This is a genomic window from Blastococcus sp. SYSU DS0753 (assembly GCF_054051175.1).
The window spans coordinates 66,307-87,176 of record NZ_JBJHAT010000005.1 but is presented as its reverse complement, the minus strand read 5'-3'; the positions used below and the strand labels follow the sequence as shown (position 1 = coordinate 87,176).

The window sequence follows — 20,870 nt, the reverse complement described above, 5'->3', positions numbered from 1 at the left end:
TCATGCGCGCCGCCGCGGCATCTTCCCAGGCCGGCCGGTCGGCGGGAATCCGTGGTCGGCGGCGGCGTTGCACAGCGGCGGACAGCACGCAGCCGGCGGAGGGAGTCGCCCGTGACGTCACCTGCCGCGGCGGCGACCGGCCTGCGCATGGGCACGGCCCAGGGGCGCTGGGTCCTGCTCGCGACCGTCCTCGGCTCGGGCGTGGCGATGCTGGACGCCACGGTCGTCAACGTGGCCCTCGAGCGGATCGGCGCCGACCTGGGCGCGGACTTCGCCGGGCTGCAGTGGACGGTCAACGCCTACACGCTCACCCTCGCCGCGCTGATCCTGCTGGGCGGATCGCTCAGCGACCGGTACGGGCGGCGCCGGATCTTCGTCGTCGGCGTCTGCTGGTTCGCCCTCGCCTCGCTGCTGTGCGGCCTGGCCCCGGACGTCGGCACGCTCGTCGCCGCCCGCGCCCTGCAAGGAGTCGGCGGGGCTTTGCTGACGCCGGGCAGCCTGGCGATCATCTCGGCGTCGTTCTCGGGGCCCGACCGCGCCGCCGCCGTCGGCGCCTGGTCGGGGTTCTCCGGGATCGCCGCGGCGGTCGGGCCGTTCGTCGGCGGCTGGCTGGTCGAGTGGAGCTGGCGGGCCGTCTTCCTCGTCAACCTGCCGGTGGCGGTCGTGGTCATCGCCGTCGTCGTGCGGCACGTCCCCGAGTCCCGCGACCCGGCAGCCGCCCCGCGGCTGGACTGGGGCGGGACGGCGCTGGTCGTCACGGGGCTCGGCGCCCTGACCTACGCCCTCACCGCCGCCGGGGACGCGGGGGCGAGCGCGGGCACCTGGCTGTGGGCCGCGGTCGGGGCCCTCGCCCTGGCGGCGTTCGTCGGGGTCGAGCGCCGGTCACGGCACCCGCTGGTCCCCCCGGCGCTCTTCGCCGACCGGCAGTTCACGGCCGCCAACGCCGTGACCTTCTTCGTCTACGCCGCGCTCGGTGCGCTCTTCGTGCTGCTCGTCCTGCAGCTGCAGGTGGTCTCCGGTTTCAGCCCGCTGCTGGCCGGCACCGCGCTGCTGCCCGTCACCGTCCTCATGCTGCTGTTCTCCGCCCGCGTCGGGGCGCTGGCCCAGCGGATCGGGCCGCGCGCCCTGCTCACCGGCGGACCGGCCGTGGCGGCGGTCGGAGTCCTGCTGATGCTCCGGATCGGTGAGGACGCCTCCTACCTGCGCGACGTGCTCCCGGCCGTGGCGCTCTTCGGCGCGGGCCTCACGCTGCTGGTGGCCCCGCTGACCGCCACCGTGCTCGCCTCCGCCGCCGACCGCCACGCCGGCGTGGCGTCGGGGGTCAACAACGCGGTGGCCCGCGCCGCCGGCCTGCTCGCCGTCGCGGTCGTCCCCGTCGCCGCCGGGCTCGGCGGCGCCGACTACGCCGATCCGCTCGTGTTCGCCGACGGCTTCCGCACCGCGATGCTCATCCTGGCCGGGCTGCTGGCCGCCGGCGCCCTGCTGGCCGCCGCGTACGTCCGCCGTCCGCTCGGCGACTCCCGGTCCCCGGCGTCGTCAGGCTGAGGGCCGACGTGGGCGATGAGTCCGGACGTCGGCGTCGGCGACCGTGACCGGCTGTGCGGTGGAGAGGAGAGCGATGACCGACGGCGCTCTGCTCAACGGGCGCGGGTTGGTCGGGCCCTGCCCCGCCGCTGACGGGAGTCGGCACCTCGACGACTCCGCCCCGTGAGCCGTACGGGACGGAGTCGTCGGATCCGCGCCGGATCAGCGCGGCCGGCGCGCGGCCTGCCGCACCGCCCAGCCGCCGGCCGCATCGGCGGCCCGGCGCCACAACGGCGCCCGCTGCTGCTCCAGGCGGGCCAGCCGGATCTCCAGCTCGACGACCCGGGTCGCGTCCGGACCGACGACCCGGGGGCGCGCGGCCAGCGTGGTCAGCCCCTCGACGAGCCCGGTGACCAGCTGGTTGACGTCCTCCGGCCCCAGCCGGGCCGTCCCGACGCAGGTCTCCCCGCGCCAGAGGCTCAGTTTGACCAGGCCGTTCTCGGTGTGCGTCGAGACCCGGACCGCCCGGCCCTCACCGCGCGCATCCCACGCCCATCGCCCGTTCACGGGTGGCACCGCCGTCATCGCCCCAGGGTGGGCACCGGGCAGGACCGGGTCAATCGGACGCTGAACGTGTCGGACTCGTCGGTCGCCCGCTCTCTCGCCGCGACCGTCAACGCGTGGCCCTCGCGGCGAGCTCGTGCGACGGTCGGCACGTGGACCTCGACTGGTGGGCGTTCGTGGGCGTGGCCCTGCTGGCCTACGTCATTCCCGGCCCGGACATGGCCGTCGTGCTGCGAGCGGCCACCCGAGGCTTCCGGCCCGGCGCGGCCGCCGCCCTGGGGGCGCAACTCGGCCTGTGCGTGCACCTGATCCTGGCCGTGGCCGGGCTGTCGGTCGTCCTGGCTCGGCATCCGGACCTGCTGACCACGCTGCGCATCGCCGGCGGGATCTACCTGCTCTACCTGGGCGGCCGGCTGATACTGCCGACTCTTCGCCGAACGCCCGCGGCTGACCACCCGCGCCCGGTCGACGTCTCCGCGCGGTCGGCGTTCGGGCAGGCCCTGTTCACCAATCTGCTCAACCCCAAGGCGGTGCTCTTCTTCGCCGCCGTCCTCCCGCAGTTCCTGGTGCCCGCCGCGGCCCCCGTGTGGCTGCAGGTGGTGGCCCTCGGCGCCCTGGACGTCGCGCTCGGCTTCCTCGCGTGGGCGGGGGTGATCGCGCTGGGCGTCCGGCTGTCGTCGTTGCTGCGTCGCGACCGGGTACGGCGGTGGTGGGACCGCACGACCGGCGCGCTTCTCGGGAGTGTGGGCGCAGGCCTGGTGGCCACCCGCTGACCCCGACCTCCCCGACCGGCGATGGCCAGTGCGGTTCACACGCTCCCGGCGGCTACAGCTTCGTCGGCAGCCCGAGCGCGGCGAACAGCTCGCAGTCGAGGTTCAGGAAGCTGGAGATGTGGGCGATCCGGCCGTCCTCGATCTCCAGCACGTGCAGGCCCCACGGCACGTGCCCACCGCCCTCGGCCGGGCGGTACTGGGCGAAGGCCGGCGTGGCGTTCGCCGAGGTCTCGATCAGCCGGGAGCCCTTGCACCCCGCCCCGGGCCCCAGCATCCAGGTGCCGATGTCGTCGCGCCCGCGCAGCCACATCTCGAACGGCGGCATGTGCTGGGTGGCGTCCTCGTGCAGCAGCTGCACGAACGCGTCGATGTCGTAGCGCTCGAAGGCGTCGAGGTAGCGGGCCAGCAGCGCGCGGTCCTCGTCGTCGAGGGTGCGCGGCGCGGGGCGCCCACCCACGTCGGCGAGCGTCGCCCGGGCGCGCTGCAGCGCGCTGTTCACCGAGGCCACGGTGGTGTCGAGCAGCTCGGCCACCTCGTCGGCCTTCCAGCGCAGCACCTCGCGCAGGATCAGCACCGCCCGCTGCCTGGGCGGCAGGTGCTGCAGGGCGGCGACGAAGGCCAGCCGCACCGACTCGCGGGCCACGGCCTGCTCGGCCGGGTCGCCGTCCTCGGGGAGCACCTGGCGGTCGAGCACCGGCTCGATCCACGCCGACGCCGGCTTGCGGCCGGCCAGCGACGCCGGGACCGGCGGATAGGGCGACCCCGCGAGGTCCATCGGCAGGGCACGGCGCGACCGGCCGTTGAGCGCGTCGAGGCAGACGTTCGTCGCGATCCGGTACAGCCACGAGCGGACCGCCGAGCGGCCCTCGAAGTCCCCGAGCCCGCGCCAGGCGCGGACCATCGTCTCCTGCACCGCGTCCTCGGCGTCGAACACCGAGCCGAGCATCCGGTAGCAGTAACCGGTGAGCTCACGGCGGTGCTCGAGCAGCCTCGGGTCGAGCTGGTCGGCGGGGCCGATGACGGCACTGGTCACAGGAGGTCACTCCTCGCGGGGTCGATGTGTACGTCAGCACACCACAGGCCCCCGACAGAACGGGAGCCCCGGCGCGACGAGCGCTCCGGGGCTCCCGACCGCTCCCACCCGGGTCGGGCGGGTCGGTGTCAGGGCGTCACGGGATCAGCGGCTCACCGTCGCGGACGAGCTGCCAGTTCTCGACGAAGAACTCCGCCGGGTCGATCACGCCCTCCTGCTGGGCGCGCTCGATGAGCAGCTGCCGGATTTCCAGCTGCTCGTTGTAGACCACCGGCGCGGTGCTGATCGCGGGGAAGTTGCCGCCCCCGCTGCGGCGGTAGTTGTTGACCGCCACGACGAACCGGTCGTCGTCGCCCACCGGCGCCCCTTCGTAGGAGAGCCCGACGATGCGGGAGCCGGCCGGCTGGGACACGTCGATGTCGTAGTCGACGCCGGAGAGGACGTCGTAGTTGTAGTCGGGGATCCCGTTCGGGAAGCCGTCCACGACCGCGTTGGTGATCGTCTCCGGGTCGACGTCCCCGGTGGCCGGCACCTGCTGGAAGTACCGGGCGGAGAACTCCAGGTACTCCTTCAGCTGGGCCCCGGTGAGCTCCACGGCCTCGAGCGTGTTGTCGTAGATGTAGAGCCCGGCGATGTCGCGGACGGTGACGTCACCGGCCGGGAACACGGCCTCCCGGCTGAACGGCGCCGCGATCGACAGCACCGGCAGGTCGGCCCGGTCGGTGCCCTCCAGGGCGGCGGCCACGGTGTCGGTCTGCACGTCCTGGATGAAGTCCAGGATCGCGGTGTCCTCGTACCGGCTGGTCGCCGCGGAGAGCTCTTCCGCCGAGGTGGCCACCACCTGGTTGACGTACTCCACCGTCTTCTGGTGCGCCTCCGCCGTGGCGGCCAGCACCTCGGGCGACTCCTCGACCCCCGCGGTGCTCAGCGCCTGTGCGGACGTGCCGACGACGTCCCACTTCCCGCGGACCTGCTGCAGCTCGATGTCGACCTGCGAGACGGTGGCGCCCCAGCGGTAGGGCTGGGTGAGCAGCACGTCCTCGCCGGTGACCTCGTTCGTCACGACCTGGGAGGGGGCGTTCTGGTGCGTGTGGCCGACCACCATGGCGTCGATGCCCGGCACGGTCCTGGCGATGACGTCCGAGGGGTTCTCGGTCGGCACCTCGGGGCCGTAGGACGACGTCCCACCGACCCCGGCGTGCGACAGGACGACGACGACGTCGGCCTTCCGGTCGACGACCGGGACCCAGCGCTGCGCCGCCTCCACCATGTCCTGGAACGCCACGCGGCCCTCGACGTTGTTCTTGTCCCAGATCGCCGAGCCGGGGGTGGTCAGGCCGATGATGCCGACCTTGACCGGCTTGTGGCCGGGCACGCGCATCTGCTTGATCGTGTACGGCGGCAGGTAGGGCTGGCGCGACGGCTCGTGCAGCACGTTGGCCCCGAGCACCGGGTGGTCGACGTCGCGGGCGTAGCGCCGCAGCAGGTCCAGGCCGTAGTTGAACTCGTGGTTGCCGACGACCTGCGCGTCGTAGCCGATCACGTCGAAGGCGGCCGCCATCGGGTGCTCGACGCGGGTCCGGGTGACCGGCTCCTGCTTGGCGTAGTAGTAGGTCAGCGGCGTGCCCTGCAGGAAGTCGCCGTTGTCGACCACGAAGACGCTGTCCTCGCCGCGCTCGGCGCGCACCGAGTCGACGACCGTGGCCACCTTCGCCAGCCCGGTCTCGAAGCCGGCCCGCTCCGAGTAGGGCCGGTCGGCGAAGTAGTCCCAGTTCTGCACGCGCCCGTGCAGGTCGGTGGTGGCCAGCATGGTCAGCGTCAGGTCGTCCGCCGTGCCGGGCGCCGCCGCGGCGGGGCTCATGGTCGCCATGGTCAGCGCCGCCGCGGCAGCCGCCACGGACAGCGTGGTCCGCCGTCTCATCCGGTCGTTCCTCTCCATCGGTGGTCCCCGTGACCGTGCGCAGGGGATCCGGGAGGGGACGCTAAGGACCGGTGCTGACAGCCGAGCGAACGGTCTGCGGCCTACTGGTAACTGATCAGCTGCGGATCGGGCTCCACCTGCTCGATCGTCTGCTCCGGCGTGAGCATCGGGATGTCCTCGTCGTAGAAGTTCTTCCAGCCCCACCACAGGCCCTCGGGGGCGTCCCGCCGCAGCGTCGCCCACGTGCTCTGCTTGGCGCCCTGCCCGCCCTGGCCGTCGGCGTGGACCATCACGGCCAGCTCGTCGCGGCTGAGGTCCACCCGCTCACGGCCCGGGATCATGTCGAGCCGGAACTGGTGCAGCACCAGCAGCTTCTGCGGCAGCTGGTTGTCGCGGGTGAGGTCGGCCAGCCAGTGCACCACCCGGTTGACCTCCTCGACGTCCACCGACCCGATCTGCCGCAGGTGCACCTCGTTCGGGCCCAGCCGCCACTCCGGGTCCAGGGCCAGGCCGACGTGCGGCTCCTCCAGCAGCGACCGGTAGAGCTCGGCCTGGGTCACGAAGTCGGTACGCCCCGGCTGCAGGTCGAGGACGACGTACAGCCCGGCCTCACCGGCCGCGTCCACCCACGGCCGCAGGAACTCCGGATCGGCCTCCGCGGAGTAGTCGCCGTCGGGCCCGGCCGAGGCCGAGGCGATGGTCGCGATGATCTCGAAGGCCGGCACCACCGTCTCCTCGACCAGCGGCTCGTAGGGCGCCGCGTGCGCCCGCGCCCGCTCGACGGCGGCGTCGACCGGCTGCTCGCCCATGAGACCGAGCGCCGCGGTGCCGGGGTGCCCGTAGAGGGCCACGAGGAGCTTGCCGGGGAAGAGCGTCTGGCCGCCGCCGGGGAGCTCCACCCCGGTGGCGGCGGTCTCCACCTTCCAGTCCAGGCCGTCCTCGGCGGCGAACCCCGCGCCGAGGGCGACGACCGCCTCGGGCTGCGCCTCGCCGAGGGCGCCTACGACGTCGGCCGAGGCCCGGGGGTCGGTCCTGCCCCCGGTCAGCAGCACCTGGGCACCGGCCGCGCGGGCCGTCGCGATGCCGGCCACCGAACCGGGCTCGCCCGAGGCGAGCACGACCGTGTCCTCGAGCGGTTCGGGGCGGGCCGTCTCGGGGAGCTCCGCGTCGGAGCCCTCCTCACCGGTCTCCTCCGCGGTCTGCCCCGCCGACCCGCCGCTGCCGCCCTCCGGCTGCAGCGCGGCGGGCTGCTCGGGGTCCAGCCCCGCCACGGCCGCGGCCTCGCCGTCGGCCGGGACGGGATCGCCCTCGGCGAGGTCGACGCCGGTCGCGGCGGCGACCGCCTCGGCGTCCGCCTGGACCGTCACCACCTCCGGCCCCGCACCCTCCGGCAGGGCGACGTCCCCGACGGCCAGCACGGTGCCCGTGCCCAGCCGCTCCAGCTCGCCGGTCACCGGCTCCGGCGCCTCGGCGCCGCCGGTGACCAGCAGCGGGACACCCAGCGCTACCGCGGCCGACGCGCCCAGCAGCAGGCCCGCCGAGTCGTCCTCGTCCGCGAGCACCGCGACGTCGGAGGAGTCGAACAGCGCGCGGCTCGCGCTCACCGCCGTCCCCACCGGATCGGCGTCCGCGACGACCGTCAGCCGTTCGTCGGGTGCCGAGGTGACGGCCTCGGCCACCTGGGCCTCCTCGGCCTCCTCGTCGCCGGACGAGGTGCAGCCGGCCAGCAGGACCGCGCTGAGTGCGAGCGGAACGGCGCGAGAGCGCACGAGGAGCCTCCGTCGGTCGGGGCGCCGGCGACCGGGGCGCACGTCGACGCCGGCGTGACGCCCCGACCCTAGCGGGGGACCCACCTCGGCCGCGGCGCTGGACACCGCGGCGGCGGGCGGAGGAGCATCTCGCGCCGAGATGACCGCAGCACCGCAGTCGGGACGGCCCGACCACGAACCGGCCAGCCAGCGGGATGGGGCCGGGCACCTCGTCGCAGCAGGCTCGACGGCATGACCGCAGACACCCTCGTGCTCCCGCCCGCGAGCGACCGGCTCCCGGTGACGCGCCGCCCCGGCCGTGTGCGGCAGCTGGGCATCGACACCGGGTACTCGCTGGCCGGTTTCCCGGTCGGCGTGGCTGCGTTCGTCGTCGTGATCACCGGCCTGGCACTCGGCGCCGGACTGCTCGTCGTCTGGGTCGGGGTGGCGGTGCTGGCTGGCACGCTGCTGGCCGCCCGCGGTTTCGCCACCGTCGAGCGGGCGTGGCTGCCCGCGGTGCTCGGCCGGCCGGTGCAGCGGCCCGCCTACCGCCGCGCCGAGGGTCGCCCGGTCCGGCGGATGATCACGCCGCTGCGCGATCCGCAGACCTGGCTGGACGCGCTGCACGCGCTGGTCCGTCTGCCCGTCGCGACCCTGTCGTTCGTCATCACGGTGACGTTCTGGGCGATCACCCTCGGCGGCCTGACCTACGCGGCCTGGGACTGGGCCCTGCCGGACGCCACCCTCGACCCCGACAACCACGACCTGCTCGAGACCCTCGGCTTCGAGACCAGCCCGCTGCGCCGGATCGCCCTCTACACCGCGATCGGGCTGGTCTTCGGCCTCCTGCTCCCGTTCGCCGTGCGCGGCAGCGCGCTGCTGCAGGCTCTCCTCGGAAAGGCGATGCTGACCTCCCGCGCGGCGGCACAGGCCGAGATCGACCGGCTCGCCGGCGGCCGGGACGCGGCTGTCGCCGCCGAGGCGGTGGCGCTGCGCCGACTGGAGCGCGACATCCACGACGGCCCGCAGCAGCGACTGGTGCGGCTGGGCATGGACCTCGCCCGCGCCCAGCGGCAGCTCGACCGGGACCCGGGCGCCGCCCGCGAGACGCTCGGCGAAGCCGCCGGGCTGGCGCGGGAGACGCTGGAGGAGCTGCGCGCACTCTCCCGCGGGATCGCCCCGCCGGTGCTCGCCGACCGAGGGTTGGCCGCTGCGCTGACCGCCCTCGCCGCCCGCTCCCCCGTGCCCGTCGACCTCGCCGTCGACCTGCCGAGCGAGCGGCTGGCCCCGGTCACCGAGAACACCGCCTACTTCGTCGTCAGCGAGGCGCTGGCCAACGTGGCCAAGCACAGCAGCGCGACCACCTGCCGGGTCGAGGTGAGCTGCACCGGCGACCGGCTGCGCGTGGTGGTCGAGGACGACGGCACCGGCGGCGCGGTGGCGGCACCGGGGCACGGTCTGGCCGGGCTGGCCGACCGGCTGCAGGCCGTCGACGGCGTGCTCGTCGTCGACAGCCCCCGGGGTGGGCCGACCCGGCTGACCGGGGACCTGCCGTGCGGGTAGTGCTCGCCGAGGACTCGGTGCTGCTGCGCGAGGGCCTGGTCCGGCTGCTGGAGGAGGCGGACGCCGAGGTGGTGGCCGCGGTCGCCGACGGGCCGTCCCTGGTCCGCGCGGTCGGCGAGCACCGGCCCGACGTCGCCGTCGTCGACGTACGGATGCCGCCGACGCACACCGACGAGGGCCTCCGCGCCGCCGTCGAGGCCAGGTCCGCGGTGCCGGGCACCGCCGTCCTGGTGCTGTCCCAGTACGTGGAGGTGGCCTACGCCGACGAGCTGCTGGCCGACGGCGCCGGCGGCGTGGGCTACCTGCTCAAGGACCGGGTGGCCGACGTCGACACGTTCCTGACCGCGCTCGAGGACGTGCGGGGCGGGGGCACGGTGCTCGACCCGCAGGTGGTCGCCCAGCTGTTCGCCCGCCGCCGGGCCGACGACCCGGTCCGCCGGCTCACCCCGCGGGAGCGCGAGGTGCTCGGGCTGATCGCCGAGGGGCACTCGAACACCGCGATCGCCCGGGCGCTCGTGGTCACCCCGGGGGCGGTGGAGAAGCACACCCAGCACATCTTCGCCAAGCTCGGGCTCACCCAGGACGAGGACCAGCACCGACGTGTGCTCGCCACCCTGGCCTACCTGCGCGCCTGAGCCGAACTCGCTGGCGGCCTGTCGGAGCCGCCCGGTAGACACAGCGCTGTGAGCGACCTCGACGCCCGGTTCCGTCCGGTGACCCCCGACGAGTGGCCGGTCTTCAGCCGGGCCATGCACGACGTCTTCGCCGACGAGGCGCCGGCCGACTTCGCCGAGCGGCCGTCGTCGGTGGCGGAGCTGGACCGGTCGCTGGCCCTGTGGGAGGGCGGCCGCGTCGTCGCCACCGCCGGCATCTACAGCCGGACCCTCGCCGTCCCCGGCGCGCTGGTGCCCTGCGCCGGCGTCACCTGGGTGACCGTCGCCCCGACCCACCGCCGGCGCGGCCTGCTCACCGCGATCATGCGCCGCCAGCTCACCGAGCTGCACGAGCAGCAGCGCGAGCCGGTGGCCGCGCTGTGGGCGGCCGAGTACCCGATCTACGGCCGGTTCGGCTACGCGCCCGCGACGTTGGAGGCGCGGTTCTCCGGTCGCACCGAGCGCCTGCGGCTGCGCCCGGACGTCGACCTCGGCACCGGTCGGGTGGAGCAGGTGCCGGTCGAGCAGTACCGCCCCGCCGCCGTGGACGTGCACCGGGCGGTGCACCGCTGGGTGCCCGGGAACATGGTGCGCGACGACCGCTGGTGGGACCGGCAGCTGCGCGACGACCCGTCCCGGCGGCACGGGGCCACCGAGCGCCGCTACCTGCTGCACCGCGAGGCCGACGGCACGGTCACCGGGTACGCCGCCTACCGGGTGAAGGGCGCCTGGAGCGACACCGGCGAGCCCGACGGCACCCTGACCGTCGAGGAGGTGCGGGCGACCGGCACCCCGGCCTACGCCGCGCTGTGGCAGGTGCTGTTGTCGGTCGACCTGGTCCGCACGGTGAAGTACCCGGCGGCCTCGCCCGACGACCCACTGCGCTGGCTGGTCACCGATGCCCGGGCGCTGCACAGCACGCCGGTCGACGGCCTGTGGGTGCGGCTGGTCGACGTCGACCGGGCGCTGGCGGCCCGCCGCTACCCCGCCCCCATCGACCTCGTGCTGGAGGTGCGGGACGCGTTCTGCCCGTGGAACGAGGGGCGCTGGCGGCTCTCCGGGCACCCGGCCGGTGGCTACTGCGGCCGTACCGATCGCGACCCCGACATCGTGCTCGGCATCGAGGAGCTCTCGGCCGCCTACCTGGGCGGCGTCTCGCTCGCGTCCCTGCAGGGCGCCGGCCGGGTGACCGAGATCAGCCCGGGCGCGGTCACGCTCGCGTCCACGGCGTTCGGCTGGCCGGTCACGCCGTGGTGCCCCGACGGCTTCTGAGCTGACCGCCCTCCCCGCGCGGGCGGGGAGGACGGTCGGGCCTCGTCCCGGGATCCGCCGCGAGCGTGCGAGCGGTGGGGAGGACGGTCAGGCCTCGTCCCGGGACCCGCCGCGAGCGTGCGAGCGGTGGGGAGGACGGTCAGGCCTCGTCCCGGGACCCGCCGCGAGCGTGCGAGCGGTGGGGAGGACGGTCAGGCCTCGTCCCGGGACCCGCCGCGAGCGTGCGAGCGGTGGGGAGGACGAGGTCCTTCTTCAGTCGGTGCCGGACTCCATCGCGGCCCGGTCCAGCAGCTCGTCGTGCGCCGACACCTTGCCGCGGGAGGCGATCGCCTCGGCGCCGCCCTCCTGGGAGGCGTCGATCAGCCCGGTCGCCGCGGCCTGCGCCGCACCGACGGCCACCGGGGTCGGCCCGCCCCCGACCATGCCGATCCGCGCGTACTGCTCCAGCCGGGCGCGCGAGTCGGCGATGTCCAGGTTCCGCATGGTGAGCTGGCCGATCCGGTCCACCGGGCCGAACGCGGAGTCCGACGTGCGCTCCATCGACAGCTTGTCCGGGTGGTAGCTGAAGGACGGGCCGGCGGTGTCGAGGATCGAGTAGTCCTCCCCGCGCCGCAGCCGCAGCCGGACCTCGCCGGTGACCGCCATGCCGACCCACCGCTGCAGCGACTCCCGGAGCATGAGCGCCTGGGGGTCCAGCCAGCGGCCCTCGTACATCAGCCGGCCCAGGCGGCGGCCCTCGGAGTGGTAGGTGGCGAGGGTGTCCTCGTTGTGGATGGCGTTGACCAGCCGCTCGTAGGCGATGTGCAGCAGCGCCATGCCCGGCGCCTCGTAGATGCCGCGGCTCTTCGCCTCGATGATCCGGTTCTCGATCTGGTCGGACATGCCGAGGCCGTGCCGGCCGCCGATCGCGTTGGCCTCGTTCACCAGGTCGACGGCGGAGTCGAACTCCCGCCCGTTGATCGTGACCGGCCGGCCCTGCTCGAAGCCGACCGTGACCGTCTCCGGCGCGATCTCGACGGCCGGGTCCCAGAACCGCACGCCCATGATCGGCTCGACGGTCTCGATGCCGGTGTCCAGGTGCTCCAGCGTCTTGGCCTCGTGGGTGGCGCCCCAGATGTTGGCGTCGGTGGAGTAGGCCTTCTCTGCGCTGTCGCGGTAGGGCAGGCCGTGGGCGACCAGCCACTCCGACATCTCCTTGCGGCCACCGAGCTCGGCGACGAAGTCGGCGTCCAGCCACGGCTTGTAGATCCGCAGCCCTGGATTGGCCAGCAGGCCGTAGCGGTAGAACCGCTCGATGTCGTTGCCCTTGTAGGTCGAGCCGTCGCCCCAGATCTGGACGTCGTCCTCGAGCATCGCCCGCACGAGCAGGGTGCCGGTGACCGCGCGGCCCAGCGGGGTGGTGTTGAAGTAGCTGCGCCCACCGGAGCGGATGTGGAAGGCACCGCAGGTGAGCGCGGCCAGGCCCTCCTCGACCAGCGCGGCGCGGCAGTCGACCAGCCGGGCGAGCTCGGCGCCGTAGGCCGTCGCGCGGCCCGGGACCGAGGCGATGTCCGGCTCGTCGTACTGCCCGATGTCGGCGGTGTAGGTGCAGGGGACGGCGCCCTTGTCGCGCATCCACGCGACCGCTACGGAGGTGTCGAGACCACCGGAGAAGGCGATGCCGACGCGTTCGCCGACGGGCAGGGAGGTGAGCACCTTGGACACGAGGGCAAGTATGCACGACGCTGCATAGTCATGCAGAGCCGCCCTCGCGAGACGGGATCAGCCGGGCGGCGTCGCCGTTCCGGCCGGCCGCGTCACGGGTGCTGGGTGCGCGTGGGCAGCCCGCCCGCGGGACGGTGCCGGTCTCGCTCGTAGTCGCTGATCAGCCCGATCCGGCGCACGTGCCGCTCGTCGCCGCTGAACTCCGTCCCGAGGAACTCCAGCACCAGCGCCGTGGCCTCGTCGTCGCTGTGCTGGCGGGCGCCGATGGAGACGACGTTGGCGTTGTTGTGCTGGCGGGCCAGCTGGGCGGTCGCGGTGTTCCACACCAGAGCGGCCCGGACGCCGGGAACCTTGTTCGCCGCGATCTGCTCGCCGTTGCCGGAGCCGCCGATGACCACGCCGAGCGACCCCGGCTCGGCCACCGTCCGCTCCCCCACCTCGAAGCAGAACGGTGGGTAGTCGTCCTGCGCGTCGTACTCGAACGCGCCGCAGTCGACCGGCTCGTGGCCGGCCTCCGCCAGCGCCCGCTTGAGGTGCTCCTTGAACTCCAGGCCCGCGTGGTCGGTGCCGATGAAGACGCGCATGCCGGGGAGTCTGACAGGCTCGCCGGCGTGGCTGTGCTCGGGCTGGACGGCTGGCGCGGCGCCTGGGCCGGGGCGCTGCTGGACGACGGCGCGGTGACACTGCTGGCCCTCCCCGACGCCCCGGCCGCCCTCGCCCTGCCCGGGGTGGACGTCGTCGCGGTCGACATGCCGATCGGGCTGGCGGAGAACCGGCCACGCGTGTGCGACGTCGCCGCCCGGCGGCTGCTCGGCCGGGCCGGCAGCTCCGTCTTCCCCGCACCGCTGCGGCCGGTGCTGGGCGCCGCCGACTACGCCGACGCCTGCCGGATCTCGGTGGCGGTGTCCGGGAAGGCGCTGTCGAAGCAGGCCTGGTTCCTCGTGCCGTCGATCCGCTCGCTGGACGAGGCCCTCGGCGACCCGCCCGACCCGCGGGTGCACGAGGTCCACCCCGAGCTGGCGTTCCGGGCGCTCGACGACCGGGTGCGCGACCCGAAGGCCACCGCCCGGGGGCTGGCGCAGCGGCTGGCCGCCCTGCGCCCGGTGATGGACGTCGACCGCGCGCTGGCCGAGGCACCGCCGCGGCTGCCCGCCGTCGACGCCCTGGACCCCTGCGCCGCGGCCTGGTCGGCCCGGCGGATCGCGGCGGGGAGTGCGGAAACCGTCGGCGGTGACGAGCCCGACGCCCGGGGCCGGCCGATGGAGATCAGCTGGTGAGGCTCACGAGCCGGTGACGCGGCGGACCACCGACAGCGGCAGCACCCGCAGCAGCCGTGCGACCGCCGTCCAGGGCCAGCCCGGCACGTAGGCCGTGACCGGCTCCCGTTCCACCGCTGCGGTCAGCACGTCGACGCCCTTGTCCAGGCCAACGGTGAGCGGGCCGCGGCGGCCGACGTTGATGTCGGTGGCGATGTAGCCGGGCAGGATCATGGAGACGACGATCCGCGAGCCGTACACGTCGGAGCGGATGCCCTCGGCGAGCGAGTTGAGCGCCGCCTTGCTGGCCCCGTAGGCGGTGCGGCTGCCCGGCATGCCGCGCACGGAGGCGACCGAGGAGATGAGCACCAGGTGGCCCATGCCCTGGCGGCGGAACAGCTCCATCGCCGCCTCGCACTGCGCATGCGAGCCGAGCACGTTGGTGTGCAGGACGGCGCGGTTCTGCGCCGCCCCGCCGGTGCCCACGGACACGCCCTTGCCGATGCCGGCGTTGACGATCACGCGGTCGAAGCCGCCCAGCCGCTCGGCCAGCTCCGCGAAGACGGTCGGCACCGAGGCGGCGTCGTCGACGTCCATCGCGGCGACCTCGACCCGGATGCCCGGGTGCGCCGCCCGCAGCTCGGCCTGCAGCGCCTCCAGCCGCTCGACGCGGCGGGCGCACAGGGCGAGGTCGCGCCCCATGGCGGCGAACCGGCGGGCCATGCCCTCGCCGAGGCCGGAGCTGGCGCCGGAGATGAAGATGCGCTGGCGGGTGGGGTGCGGCATCCCGACAGCATGCCGCACCCCCACCCGGAACTCATCGGAACGGCCCCCGTCCAGAGGCTCGTCCCGAGCGTGCAAGGACGAGGGGGACGGGGGTCCTTACCGGGTGAGCTTCAGGGCGTCGGCCGGCACGGAGTCCATGTCCGGGCCCGAGGTGCGGGTGCGCTTGAGCTCCCAGAAGTCGGGCAGGTTCGCCAGCAGGACGGCCCCGTCGAAGGCCTTGCCGGCGTCCTCACCGGTCGGCACCTTGCTGATCACCGGCCCGAAGAACGCCACGCCGTCGATGTGCATGACCGGCGTGCCGACGTCGTCGCCGACCGGGTCCATGCCCGCGTGGTGGCTCTTCTCCAGGGCCTCGTCGTACTCGGTGGAGCCGGCGGCTTCGGCCAGCGACGCCGGCAGCCCGACCCGCTCCAGGGCCGGCGCGATGAGCTCGTCGAGCTCGAGCTCCTCGTGGTGCCGCAGGGTCCCCATCGCGGTGTAGAGGTCGCCGAGCACCTCGTCACCGTGCTGCTGCGCCGCGGCCATCGCCACCCGCACCGGACCCCAGGCCTTGGCCATCATCTCCTGGTACTCCTCCGGCAGGTCGCGCCCGCGGTTGAGCACCGCCAGCGACATGACGTGCCAGTGCAGGTCGATGTCGCGCACCTTGGCCGCCTCCAGCACCCAGCGGCTGGTCAGCCAGGCCCACGGGCACAGCGGGTCGAACCAGAAGTCGACGCGGGCCTTCGTGGGGGCGCTCTGCACTGCCTCGGTCATCCTTGCTCCTTGCTCCTCGCTCCGGTGCCCGGGTCGCCGAGCGCCCGGGCCGTCTCCCGGCAGGCAAGCCCCGCCGAGGGGTGGTTGTTCCCTGCCGCGGGCCGCCGACCGGCAGACGGCGGGCGCACCGTCGTCCCCGCATGACAAGCTCTCCGGCGTGGCCGTACCCAACCTGACCCGCACTGATGCCGCCGCCCGCGCGGAGCTCCTCGCCGTCCAGAGCTACGACATCGCCCTCGACGTCACCGACGGCGCCGGGCACCCCGGCGAGCGCACGTTCCGCTCGACGACGACCGTCGAGTTCGCCTGCCGCCGGCCGGGCGCGGACACCTTCATCGACCTGGTCGCGGAGACGGTGCACTCCGCGACGCTGAACGGCACCGAGCTCGACGTGAGCTCCTACACCGAGGAGGGCGGGCTGCCGCTGCCCGGCCTCGCCGAGTCGAACACGCTGGTGGTGACAGCGGACTGCCGGTACTCCAACACCGGCGAGGGCCTGCACCGCTTCCTCGACCCCGAGGACGGGCAGGTCTACCTCTACACCCAGTTCGAGCCGGCCGACGCGAAGCGGATGTTCACCTGCTTCGACCAGCCCGACCTCAAGGCCACGTTCACGATGCACGTGACCGCGCCCTTCGACTGGCAGGTCGTCTCCAACACCGGCGACCGCACGATCGAGGCGGGCGAGGGCGGCTCGCAGCTGGCCCACTTCGCGCCCACCAAGCGCATCTCCACCTACCTGGTGGCGCTCATCGCCGGCCCCTACGCCAAGGTCACCGACCTGCACGAGGGCATCCCGCTGGGGCTGTACTGCCGGGCGTCGCTGGCCCAGTACCTCGACCCGGAGGAGATCTTCCGGGTGACCAAGCAGGGCTTCGACTTCTACCACCGGGTGTTCGACTACCCGTACCCGTTCGACAAGTACGACCAGCTGTTCGTGCCGGAGTTCAACGCCGGCGCGATGGAGAACGCCGGGGCGGTCACGTTCCTGGAGGACTACGTCTTCCGGTCGAAGGTCAGCCGGGCCCGCTACGAGCGGCGCGCGGAGACGATCCTGCACGAGCTCGGGCACATGTGGTTCGGCGACCTCGTGACCATGCGCTGGTGGGACGACCTGTGGCTCAACGAGTCCTTCGCCACCTACATCAGCACCCTGTGCCAGGCCGAGGCCACCGAGTACCGGACGGCGTGGACGACGTTCGCCAACACTGAGAAGGCGTGGGCCTACGCGCAGGACCAGCTGCCCTCGACCCACCCGATCGCCGCCGACATCCCCGACGTCGCAGCGGTCGAGGTCAACTTCGACGGCATCACCTACGCCAAGGGCGCCTCGGTGCTCAAGCAGCTGGTCGCCTACGTGGGCCGCGACGAGTTCCTCGCCGGCGTGCAGCGCTACTTCCGCCGGCACGAGTACGGCAACACCACGCTCGCCGACCTGCTGGGGCCGCTGTCGGAGAGCTCCGGCCGCGACCTGTCGGAGTGGGCCGACCAGTGGCTGCGCACCAGCCAGGTCAACACGCTGCGGCCGGTGCTCGAGCTCAGCGACGACGGCCGGTACACCAGCTTCGCCATCGAGCAGACGGCGGTGACCGAGCACCCGGTGCTGCGCAACCACCGGCTGGCCGTGGGCCTCTACAGCGAGGGCCCCGAGGGGCTCACCCGCACCCACCGGGTGGAGCTGGACGTCGCCGGCGCCCGCACCGAGGTGCCCGAGCTCGTCGGCCACCCGGCCGCGGACCTGGTGCTGGTCAACGACGACGACCTCACCTACGCCAAGCTGCGGCTCGACGAGCGCTCGCTGGCCACCCTGCGCACGCGGATCGGCGCGATCCCCGACCCGCTGCCGCGCGCGCTGTGCTGGTCGGCGGCCTGGGACATGACCCGCGACGCCGAGCTGCCGGCCCGCGAGTGGGTGCAGCTGGTGCTGGCCGGCATCGGCGCCGAGACCGAGAGCAGCGTCATCCAGTCGCTGCTGGCCCGGGTGCAGAGCGCTCTGTCCTCCTACGCCGACCCGGCGTGGGCGCCGACCGGCTGGGCCCAGCTGGCCGACCACGCGATCGCCGCGCTGGAAGCCGCGCCGGCCGGGAGCGACCAGCAGCTGCTGTGGTCGCGCACGCTGGCCAGCGCCGCGCGCACCGAGGAGCACGCGGCGGCGCTGCGCGGCCTGCTCGACGGCTCGCGCAGCTACGAGGGGCTGGTCGTCGACGCCGACGCGCGCTGGGCGTTCCTGCACGGGCTGGTCGCCATCGGCGCGGCCGGCGACGCGGAGATCGACGCCGAGGCCGAGCGGGACGCCACCGCGACCGGCATCCGGCGCACGGCGACGGCGCGGGCGCTGCGCCCGACGGCGGTGTCGAAGGAGCAGACCTGGCAGCAGGCGTTCACCGACGAGTCGGTGCCCAACGCCGTCCACGAGGCGATGCTGCAGGGCTTCTGGCACCCGGCCCAGCGGGAGCTGACCGCCGGCTACGTCGACCGCTACTTCGCCGACATCCGGCCGCTGTGGGACCGCCGCCCGGGTGAGATCGCCAAGAACGCCGTGCAGTACCTGTTCCCGCCGGTGGTGGAGCCGCGCACCATCGCGGCCGCCGACGCCTGGCTGTCCGACGCCGAGCAGCCGCCGGCGCTGCGCCGGCTGGTGTTCGAGGGCCGCGACGGCATCGCCCGGGCACTGCGTGCGCGCGAGCGGGACGCCGACGCCGGGCACTGACCCGCGGACGACGAGGCCGGCGGTCACCAGTGGTGGCCGCCGGCCTCGTCGTTGCTGCCCCGCCGCCGCTTGATGATCAGGTCACCTGATCGTTAGGGGTCCTGGCTCAGCATCGGCCGTGAGCCAGGACCCCTAGTGATCAGGTCACCTGATCAACAGGGAGCCGTGGACATGACGAAGGCGCCGCACTCCCGAGGGGGTGCGGCGCCTTCGTCGTCGTTCAGCGGGGGCGGAGCCCCGAGGGGTGCCCGGCCTGGTCGGAGAGCTGGCGCAGCCCGTTGACGATGCCGCCGACCAGGTCGCCGTTGGCGAAGGCGCTGGTCATGGAGAGCACCGCCAGGGCACAGGCGCGGTCGGGCAGCCGGCGCGCGGCCCCGGCACCGGTGACCACCTCCACCACGCGCTGCCCCGGCGAGACGGCGATCAGCACCGCGTCGGAGGGGTTCTCGCCCGAGCGGGCGTGCAGCTCCTCGGCGTGCGCGCGGGTCGGCGTGCGCAGCTCACCCACGTAGAGGGTGAAGCGCAGCCCGGTCTCGCGGGAGGACATGGTGAGCGCCTCGTCGAGGCGGGCCAGCTCCCGGAAGCTGAACACCTCGTCGAGCCGGCCTTCGTCGGTGCGCGCCGGGAGGGTCGCCTCGGTGGCGGTGTCGTGGGAATCGACTTCGAACACGCTGGTCATGGCCGGCCTCCGGGGCAGGTCGTCGGAACGTCGGGAACAGTCACCGGGGGTCCGTCACCAGGTCCCGCGGGCGCCGCCCAGCGGGCCGGCCGGCTTCGGGCTGTGGGCGGGGTTCGTGCCGGCGGCGTGCGCGCCACCGGTGCCGACGCCCACCTCGGGGCCCGCGCCGGCCTTCGCGTCGAGGGCGCGCTCGCCCGGCTGCTCCGGGTACATCGACGAGCCCAGGGCGGCGGTGCCGCCGCCCGGGACGGCGGCCGGGCCGTGCGCCGGCGCGGGGCCGTGGCCACCGACGTGCGCGGGGTGCGGCTCGTACCAGACGGGCGCGTGGTTCCAGGGCTGGCCCGGCTTGTACCGGGTACGCCGGCCGCTGCCGGGCTTCAGGGTCAGCAACGCCAGCACCAGCACGACGGCGAGCGGGATGGCGGCGTAGACGAGGAGGGTCTCGGCGACGGTCACACCCGACAACTTACCGGGAGGGGGTCGTCCTCATCGGCTGTCGGCCCAGACGGCGGGGCGCCGGTGGTGCCACGGGCGGGCTGCCTCCAGCTGGGCGGAGAGCGCGACGAGGGTGGCCTCGTCAGCGGGGCGGCCGACGAGCATGGTGCCGATCGGCAGGTCGTCGGCCGTCCAGTGCAGCGGGACACTGACCGCGGGCTGCCCGGTGACGTTGAACAGCGCGGTGAACGCGGCGTAGCGCTTCTGCCGCTCGAAGTCCGGCCCGCCCTCGCCGTCCTCCCCGAACCAGCCGATGGGTCGGGGGGTCATCGTGAGCACCGGGGCGAGCAGCACGTCGTAGCCGGCGGTCGCGCGCAGGAACTGCCGGGAGAAGGCGCGGAGGGCGAACATCGCCTCCATCGCGTCCCGGGCCGACAGCGCGAGGCCCCGGTCCTGCATCCAGCGGGTCAGCGGCTTCAGCAGCTCCTCGCGCCCGGGTGGGACCGGCAGGGTGGTCGCGCTCAGCGCCCAGACCCGCTCGAAGGACGGCAGCACCGCGGCGTCGAGCAGGCCGGTGGGCACGTCCTCGACGTCGTGGCCCAGGTCCGCCAGCAGCCGCGCGGCGTCGTCGAAGGCCCCGGCCACCTCCGGTTCCAGCTCTGCCCCGGGCATGGCCGACTCGGTGTATCGCCCGATGCGCAGCCGGCCCGGCTCCCGGTCGGCCCAGCCGAGGAAGGTCTCACCGGCCGGCAGCGGCGGGGCCCAGAACGGATCACCGATCTCGGGCCCGGCCATCGCGTCGAGCATCGCGGCCGCGTCGCGCACGGTGCGGGCCAGCGGACCGCTGGTGCCCAGCCCGGTCACCTCGCTGCCGTAGGGGGCGTTGCTGATCCGGCCGCGGGTCGGCTTGATGCCGACCAGGCCGTTGATGCTGGCGGGGATGCGGATGGAACCACCGCCGTCGCTGCCCTGCGCGAAGGGCAGGAAGCCGGCGGCGACGGCGACCGCCGCTCCCCCGCTGGAGCCGCCGGCGAGCCGGGAGGTGTCCCAGGGGCACCGGGCCGGCCCGACCAGGTCGTTGTCGGTGTAGCAGGGGAAGCCGAACTCGGGCGTGTTCGTCTTGCCCACGCTGATGGTGCCCGCGGCGGCCAGCCGGGTGACCACCGCGTCGTCGACGGCGGGCACGAAGTCGGCGAGCGCCGCGGAGCCGAACGTCGTCCGGACACCCGCGGTGTTGTTCAGGTCCTTGATCGCGGTGGGCACGCCGAGCAGGGGCGGCAGCTCCCCACCCTCGCGCAGCCGGGCCTCGGCGGCCGCCGCACCGGCCAGCGCCCGCTCGGGGGTCACGGTGATGAACGCGCCGAGCCCGCTGTCGTGCGCGTCGATGCGGGCGAGCGCGTGCTGCACGAGCTCGGTCGGGCTGACCTCCTTCGCGCGGACGGCGGCGGCCTGCTCCAGTGCGGTGAGGTCGTGCAGCTGGGTCACGCTCCCGG

Annotated in this window: 18 protein-coding genes; 7 read left to right on the top strand and 11 right to left on the bottom strand. The window is 74.3% G+C overall.

All coding sequences use genetic code 11. The annotated features are described in order from the left end of the window. The first annotated feature begins 111 nt into the window (after positions 1 to 111). Positions 112 to 1,545, top strand: coding sequence for an MFS transporter (locus ACI799_RS06465; RefSeq protein WP_456612661.1), 1,434 nt, complete (start codon positions 112 to 114; stop codon positions 1,543 to 1,545). Between the two features lie 201 nt (positions 1,546 to 1,746). On the opposite strand, the gene ACI799_RS06460 is transcribed toward ACI799_RS06465, so the two are convergent. After that, positions 1,747 to 2,091 carry a hypothetical protein gene (locus ACI799_RS06460; RefSeq protein WP_456587663.1) on the bottom strand — a complete coding sequence of 115 codons (345 nt, stop codon included), beginning with the start codon at positions 2,089 to 2,091 and terminating at the stop codon, positions 1,747 to 1,749. Between the two features lie 113 nt (positions 2,092 to 2,204). Between ACI799_RS06460 and ACI799_RS06455 the strand changes: the two genes are divergently transcribed. Then, positions 2,205 to 2,861: a LysE family translocator gene (locus tag ACI799_RS06455; RefSeq protein ID WP_456599460.1), complete on the top strand. Its 657-nt coding sequence runs from the start codon at positions 2,205 to 2,207 to the stop codon at positions 2,859 to 2,861. A gap of 52 nt (positions 2,862 to 2,913) precedes the next feature. Here the strand turns inward: ACI799_RS06455 and ACI799_RS06450 are convergent, their stop codons facing one another. The 3 genes from ACI799_RS06450 to ACI799_RS06440 all read right to left on the bottom strand — a co-directional run bounded on the left by ACI799_RS06450 (position 2,914) and on the right by ACI799_RS06440 (position 7,584). Beyond that, on the bottom strand, positions 2,914 to 3,894 hold the full coding sequence (locus ACI799_RS06450) for a sigma-70 family RNA polymerase sigma factor (RefSeq protein ID WP_456587665.1): 981 nt from the start codon (positions 3,892 to 3,894) through the stop codon (positions 2,914 to 2,916). Positions 3,895 to 4,030: 136 nt separating this feature from the next. Then, a complete protein-coding gene (locus ACI799_RS06445) occupies positions 4,031 to 5,815 on the bottom strand; it encodes a bifunctional metallophosphatase/5'-nucleotidase (RefSeq protein WP_456612660.1) in 1,785 nt (594 codons plus the stop codon). Positions 5,816 to 5,916: 101 nt separating this feature from the next. After that, entirely contained in the window at positions 5,917 to 7,584 is a 1,668-nt protein-coding gene (locus tag ACI799_RS06440) for a hypothetical protein (RefSeq protein WP_456612659.1), read from the bottom strand. Between the two features lie 231 nt (positions 7,585 to 7,815). Here ACI799_RS06440 and ACI799_RS06435 point away from each other — a divergent pair, with 231 nt between their 5' ends. Genes ACI799_RS06435 through ACI799_RS06425 form a run of 3 tightly spaced genes read left to right on the top strand, consistent with a single transcriptional unit; the run spans position 7,816 to position 11,051 of the window. After that, positions 7,816 to 9,126, top strand: coding sequence for a sensor histidine kinase (locus ACI799_RS06435; protein ID WP_456587668.1), 1,311 nt, complete (start codon positions 7,816 to 7,818; stop codon positions 9,124 to 9,126). Continuing rightward, positions 9,117 to 9,761 (top strand): response regulator, encoded by a 645-nt coding sequence (locus ACI799_RS06430; protein ID WP_456587669.1) that lies wholly within the window; start codon positions 9,117 to 9,119, stop codon positions 9,759 to 9,761. The genes ACI799_RS06435 and ACI799_RS06430 overlap by 10 nt, the downstream gene beginning before the upstream one ends. Positions 9,762 to 9,809: 48 nt before the next feature. Further along, entirely contained in the window at positions 9,810 to 11,051 is a 1,242-nt protein-coding gene (locus ACI799_RS06425; protein ID WP_456612658.1) for a GNAT family N-acetyltransferase, read from the top strand. A gap of 252 nt (positions 11,052 to 11,303) precedes the next feature. On the opposite strand, the gene argG is transcribed toward ACI799_RS06425, so the two are convergent. Further along, positions 11,304 to 12,755, bottom strand: coding sequence for an argininosuccinate synthase (gene argG, locus ACI799_RS06420; RefSeq protein WP_456587671.1), 1,452 nt, complete (start codon positions 12,753 to 12,755; stop codon positions 11,304 to 11,306). Positions 12,756 to 12,847: 92 nt separating this feature from the next. After that, positions 12,848 to 13,339 (bottom strand): ribose-5-phosphate isomerase, encoded by a 492-nt coding sequence (locus ACI799_RS06415; RefSeq protein WP_456587672.1) that lies wholly within the window; start codon positions 13,337 to 13,339, stop codon positions 12,848 to 12,850. Positions 13,340 to 13,366: 27 nt separating this feature from the next. Between ACI799_RS06415 and ACI799_RS06410 the strand changes: the two genes are divergently transcribed. After that, positions 13,367 to 14,032 carry a DUF429 domain-containing protein gene (locus tag ACI799_RS06410; protein WP_456612657.1) on the top strand — a complete coding sequence of 222 codons (666 nt, stop codon included), beginning with the start codon at positions 13,367 to 13,369 and terminating at the stop codon, positions 14,030 to 14,032. Positions 14,033 to 14,035: 3 nt separating this feature from the next. On the opposite strand, the gene ACI799_RS06405 is transcribed toward ACI799_RS06410, so the two are convergent. Together ACI799_RS06405 and ACI799_RS06400 are read right to left on the bottom strand one after the other, a co-directional pair. Continuing rightward, the gene (locus tag ACI799_RS06405; protein WP_456612656.1) at positions 14,036 to 14,797 is read right to left on the bottom strand and encodes an SDR family oxidoreductase; all 762 of its coding nucleotides are present in this window, start codon (positions 14,795 to 14,797) and stop codon (positions 14,036 to 14,038) included. Between the two features lie 96 nt (positions 14,798 to 14,893). Beyond that, positions 14,894 to 15,553, bottom strand: a complete 660-nt coding sequence (locus ACI799_RS06400; protein WP_456587675.1) for a mycothiol-dependent nitroreductase Rv2466c family protein — start codon at positions 15,551 to 15,553, stop codon at positions 14,894 to 14,896. Positions 15,554 to 15,710: 157 nt separating this feature from the next. Here ACI799_RS06400 and pepN point away from each other — a divergent pair, with 157 nt between their 5' ends. Further along, the gene (gene pepN, locus ACI799_RS06395) at positions 15,711 to 18,263 is read left to right on the top strand and encodes an aminopeptidase N (RefSeq protein WP_456612655.1); all 2,553 of its coding nucleotides are present in this window, start codon (positions 15,711 to 15,713) and stop codon (positions 18,261 to 18,263) included. A gap of 220 nt (positions 18,264 to 18,483) precedes the next feature. On the opposite strand, the gene ACI799_RS06390 is transcribed toward pepN, so the two are convergent. From ACI799_RS06390 to ACI799_RS06380, 3 genes are read right to left on the bottom strand one after another with little or no spacing between them, the layout of a single operon-like run. Beyond that, positions 18,484 to 18,942 (bottom strand): DUF5130 family protein, encoded by a 459-nt coding sequence (locus tag ACI799_RS06390; RefSeq protein ID WP_456587677.1) that lies wholly within the window; start codon positions 18,940 to 18,942, stop codon positions 18,484 to 18,486. Positions 18,943 to 18,996: 54 nt separating this feature from the next. Then, a complete protein-coding gene (gene ctaJ / locus ACI799_RS06385) occupies positions 18,997 to 19,398 on the bottom strand; it encodes an aa3-type cytochrome oxidase subunit CtaJ (protein ID WP_456587678.1) in 402 nt (133 codons plus the stop codon). A gap of 30 nt (positions 19,399 to 19,428) precedes the next feature. Beyond that, positions 19,429 to 20,862: an amidase gene (locus ACI799_RS06380; protein WP_456612654.1), complete on the bottom strand. Its 1,434-nt coding sequence runs from the start codon at positions 20,860 to 20,862 to the stop codon at positions 19,429 to 19,431. Positions 20,863 to 20,870 lie beyond the last annotated feature (8 nt).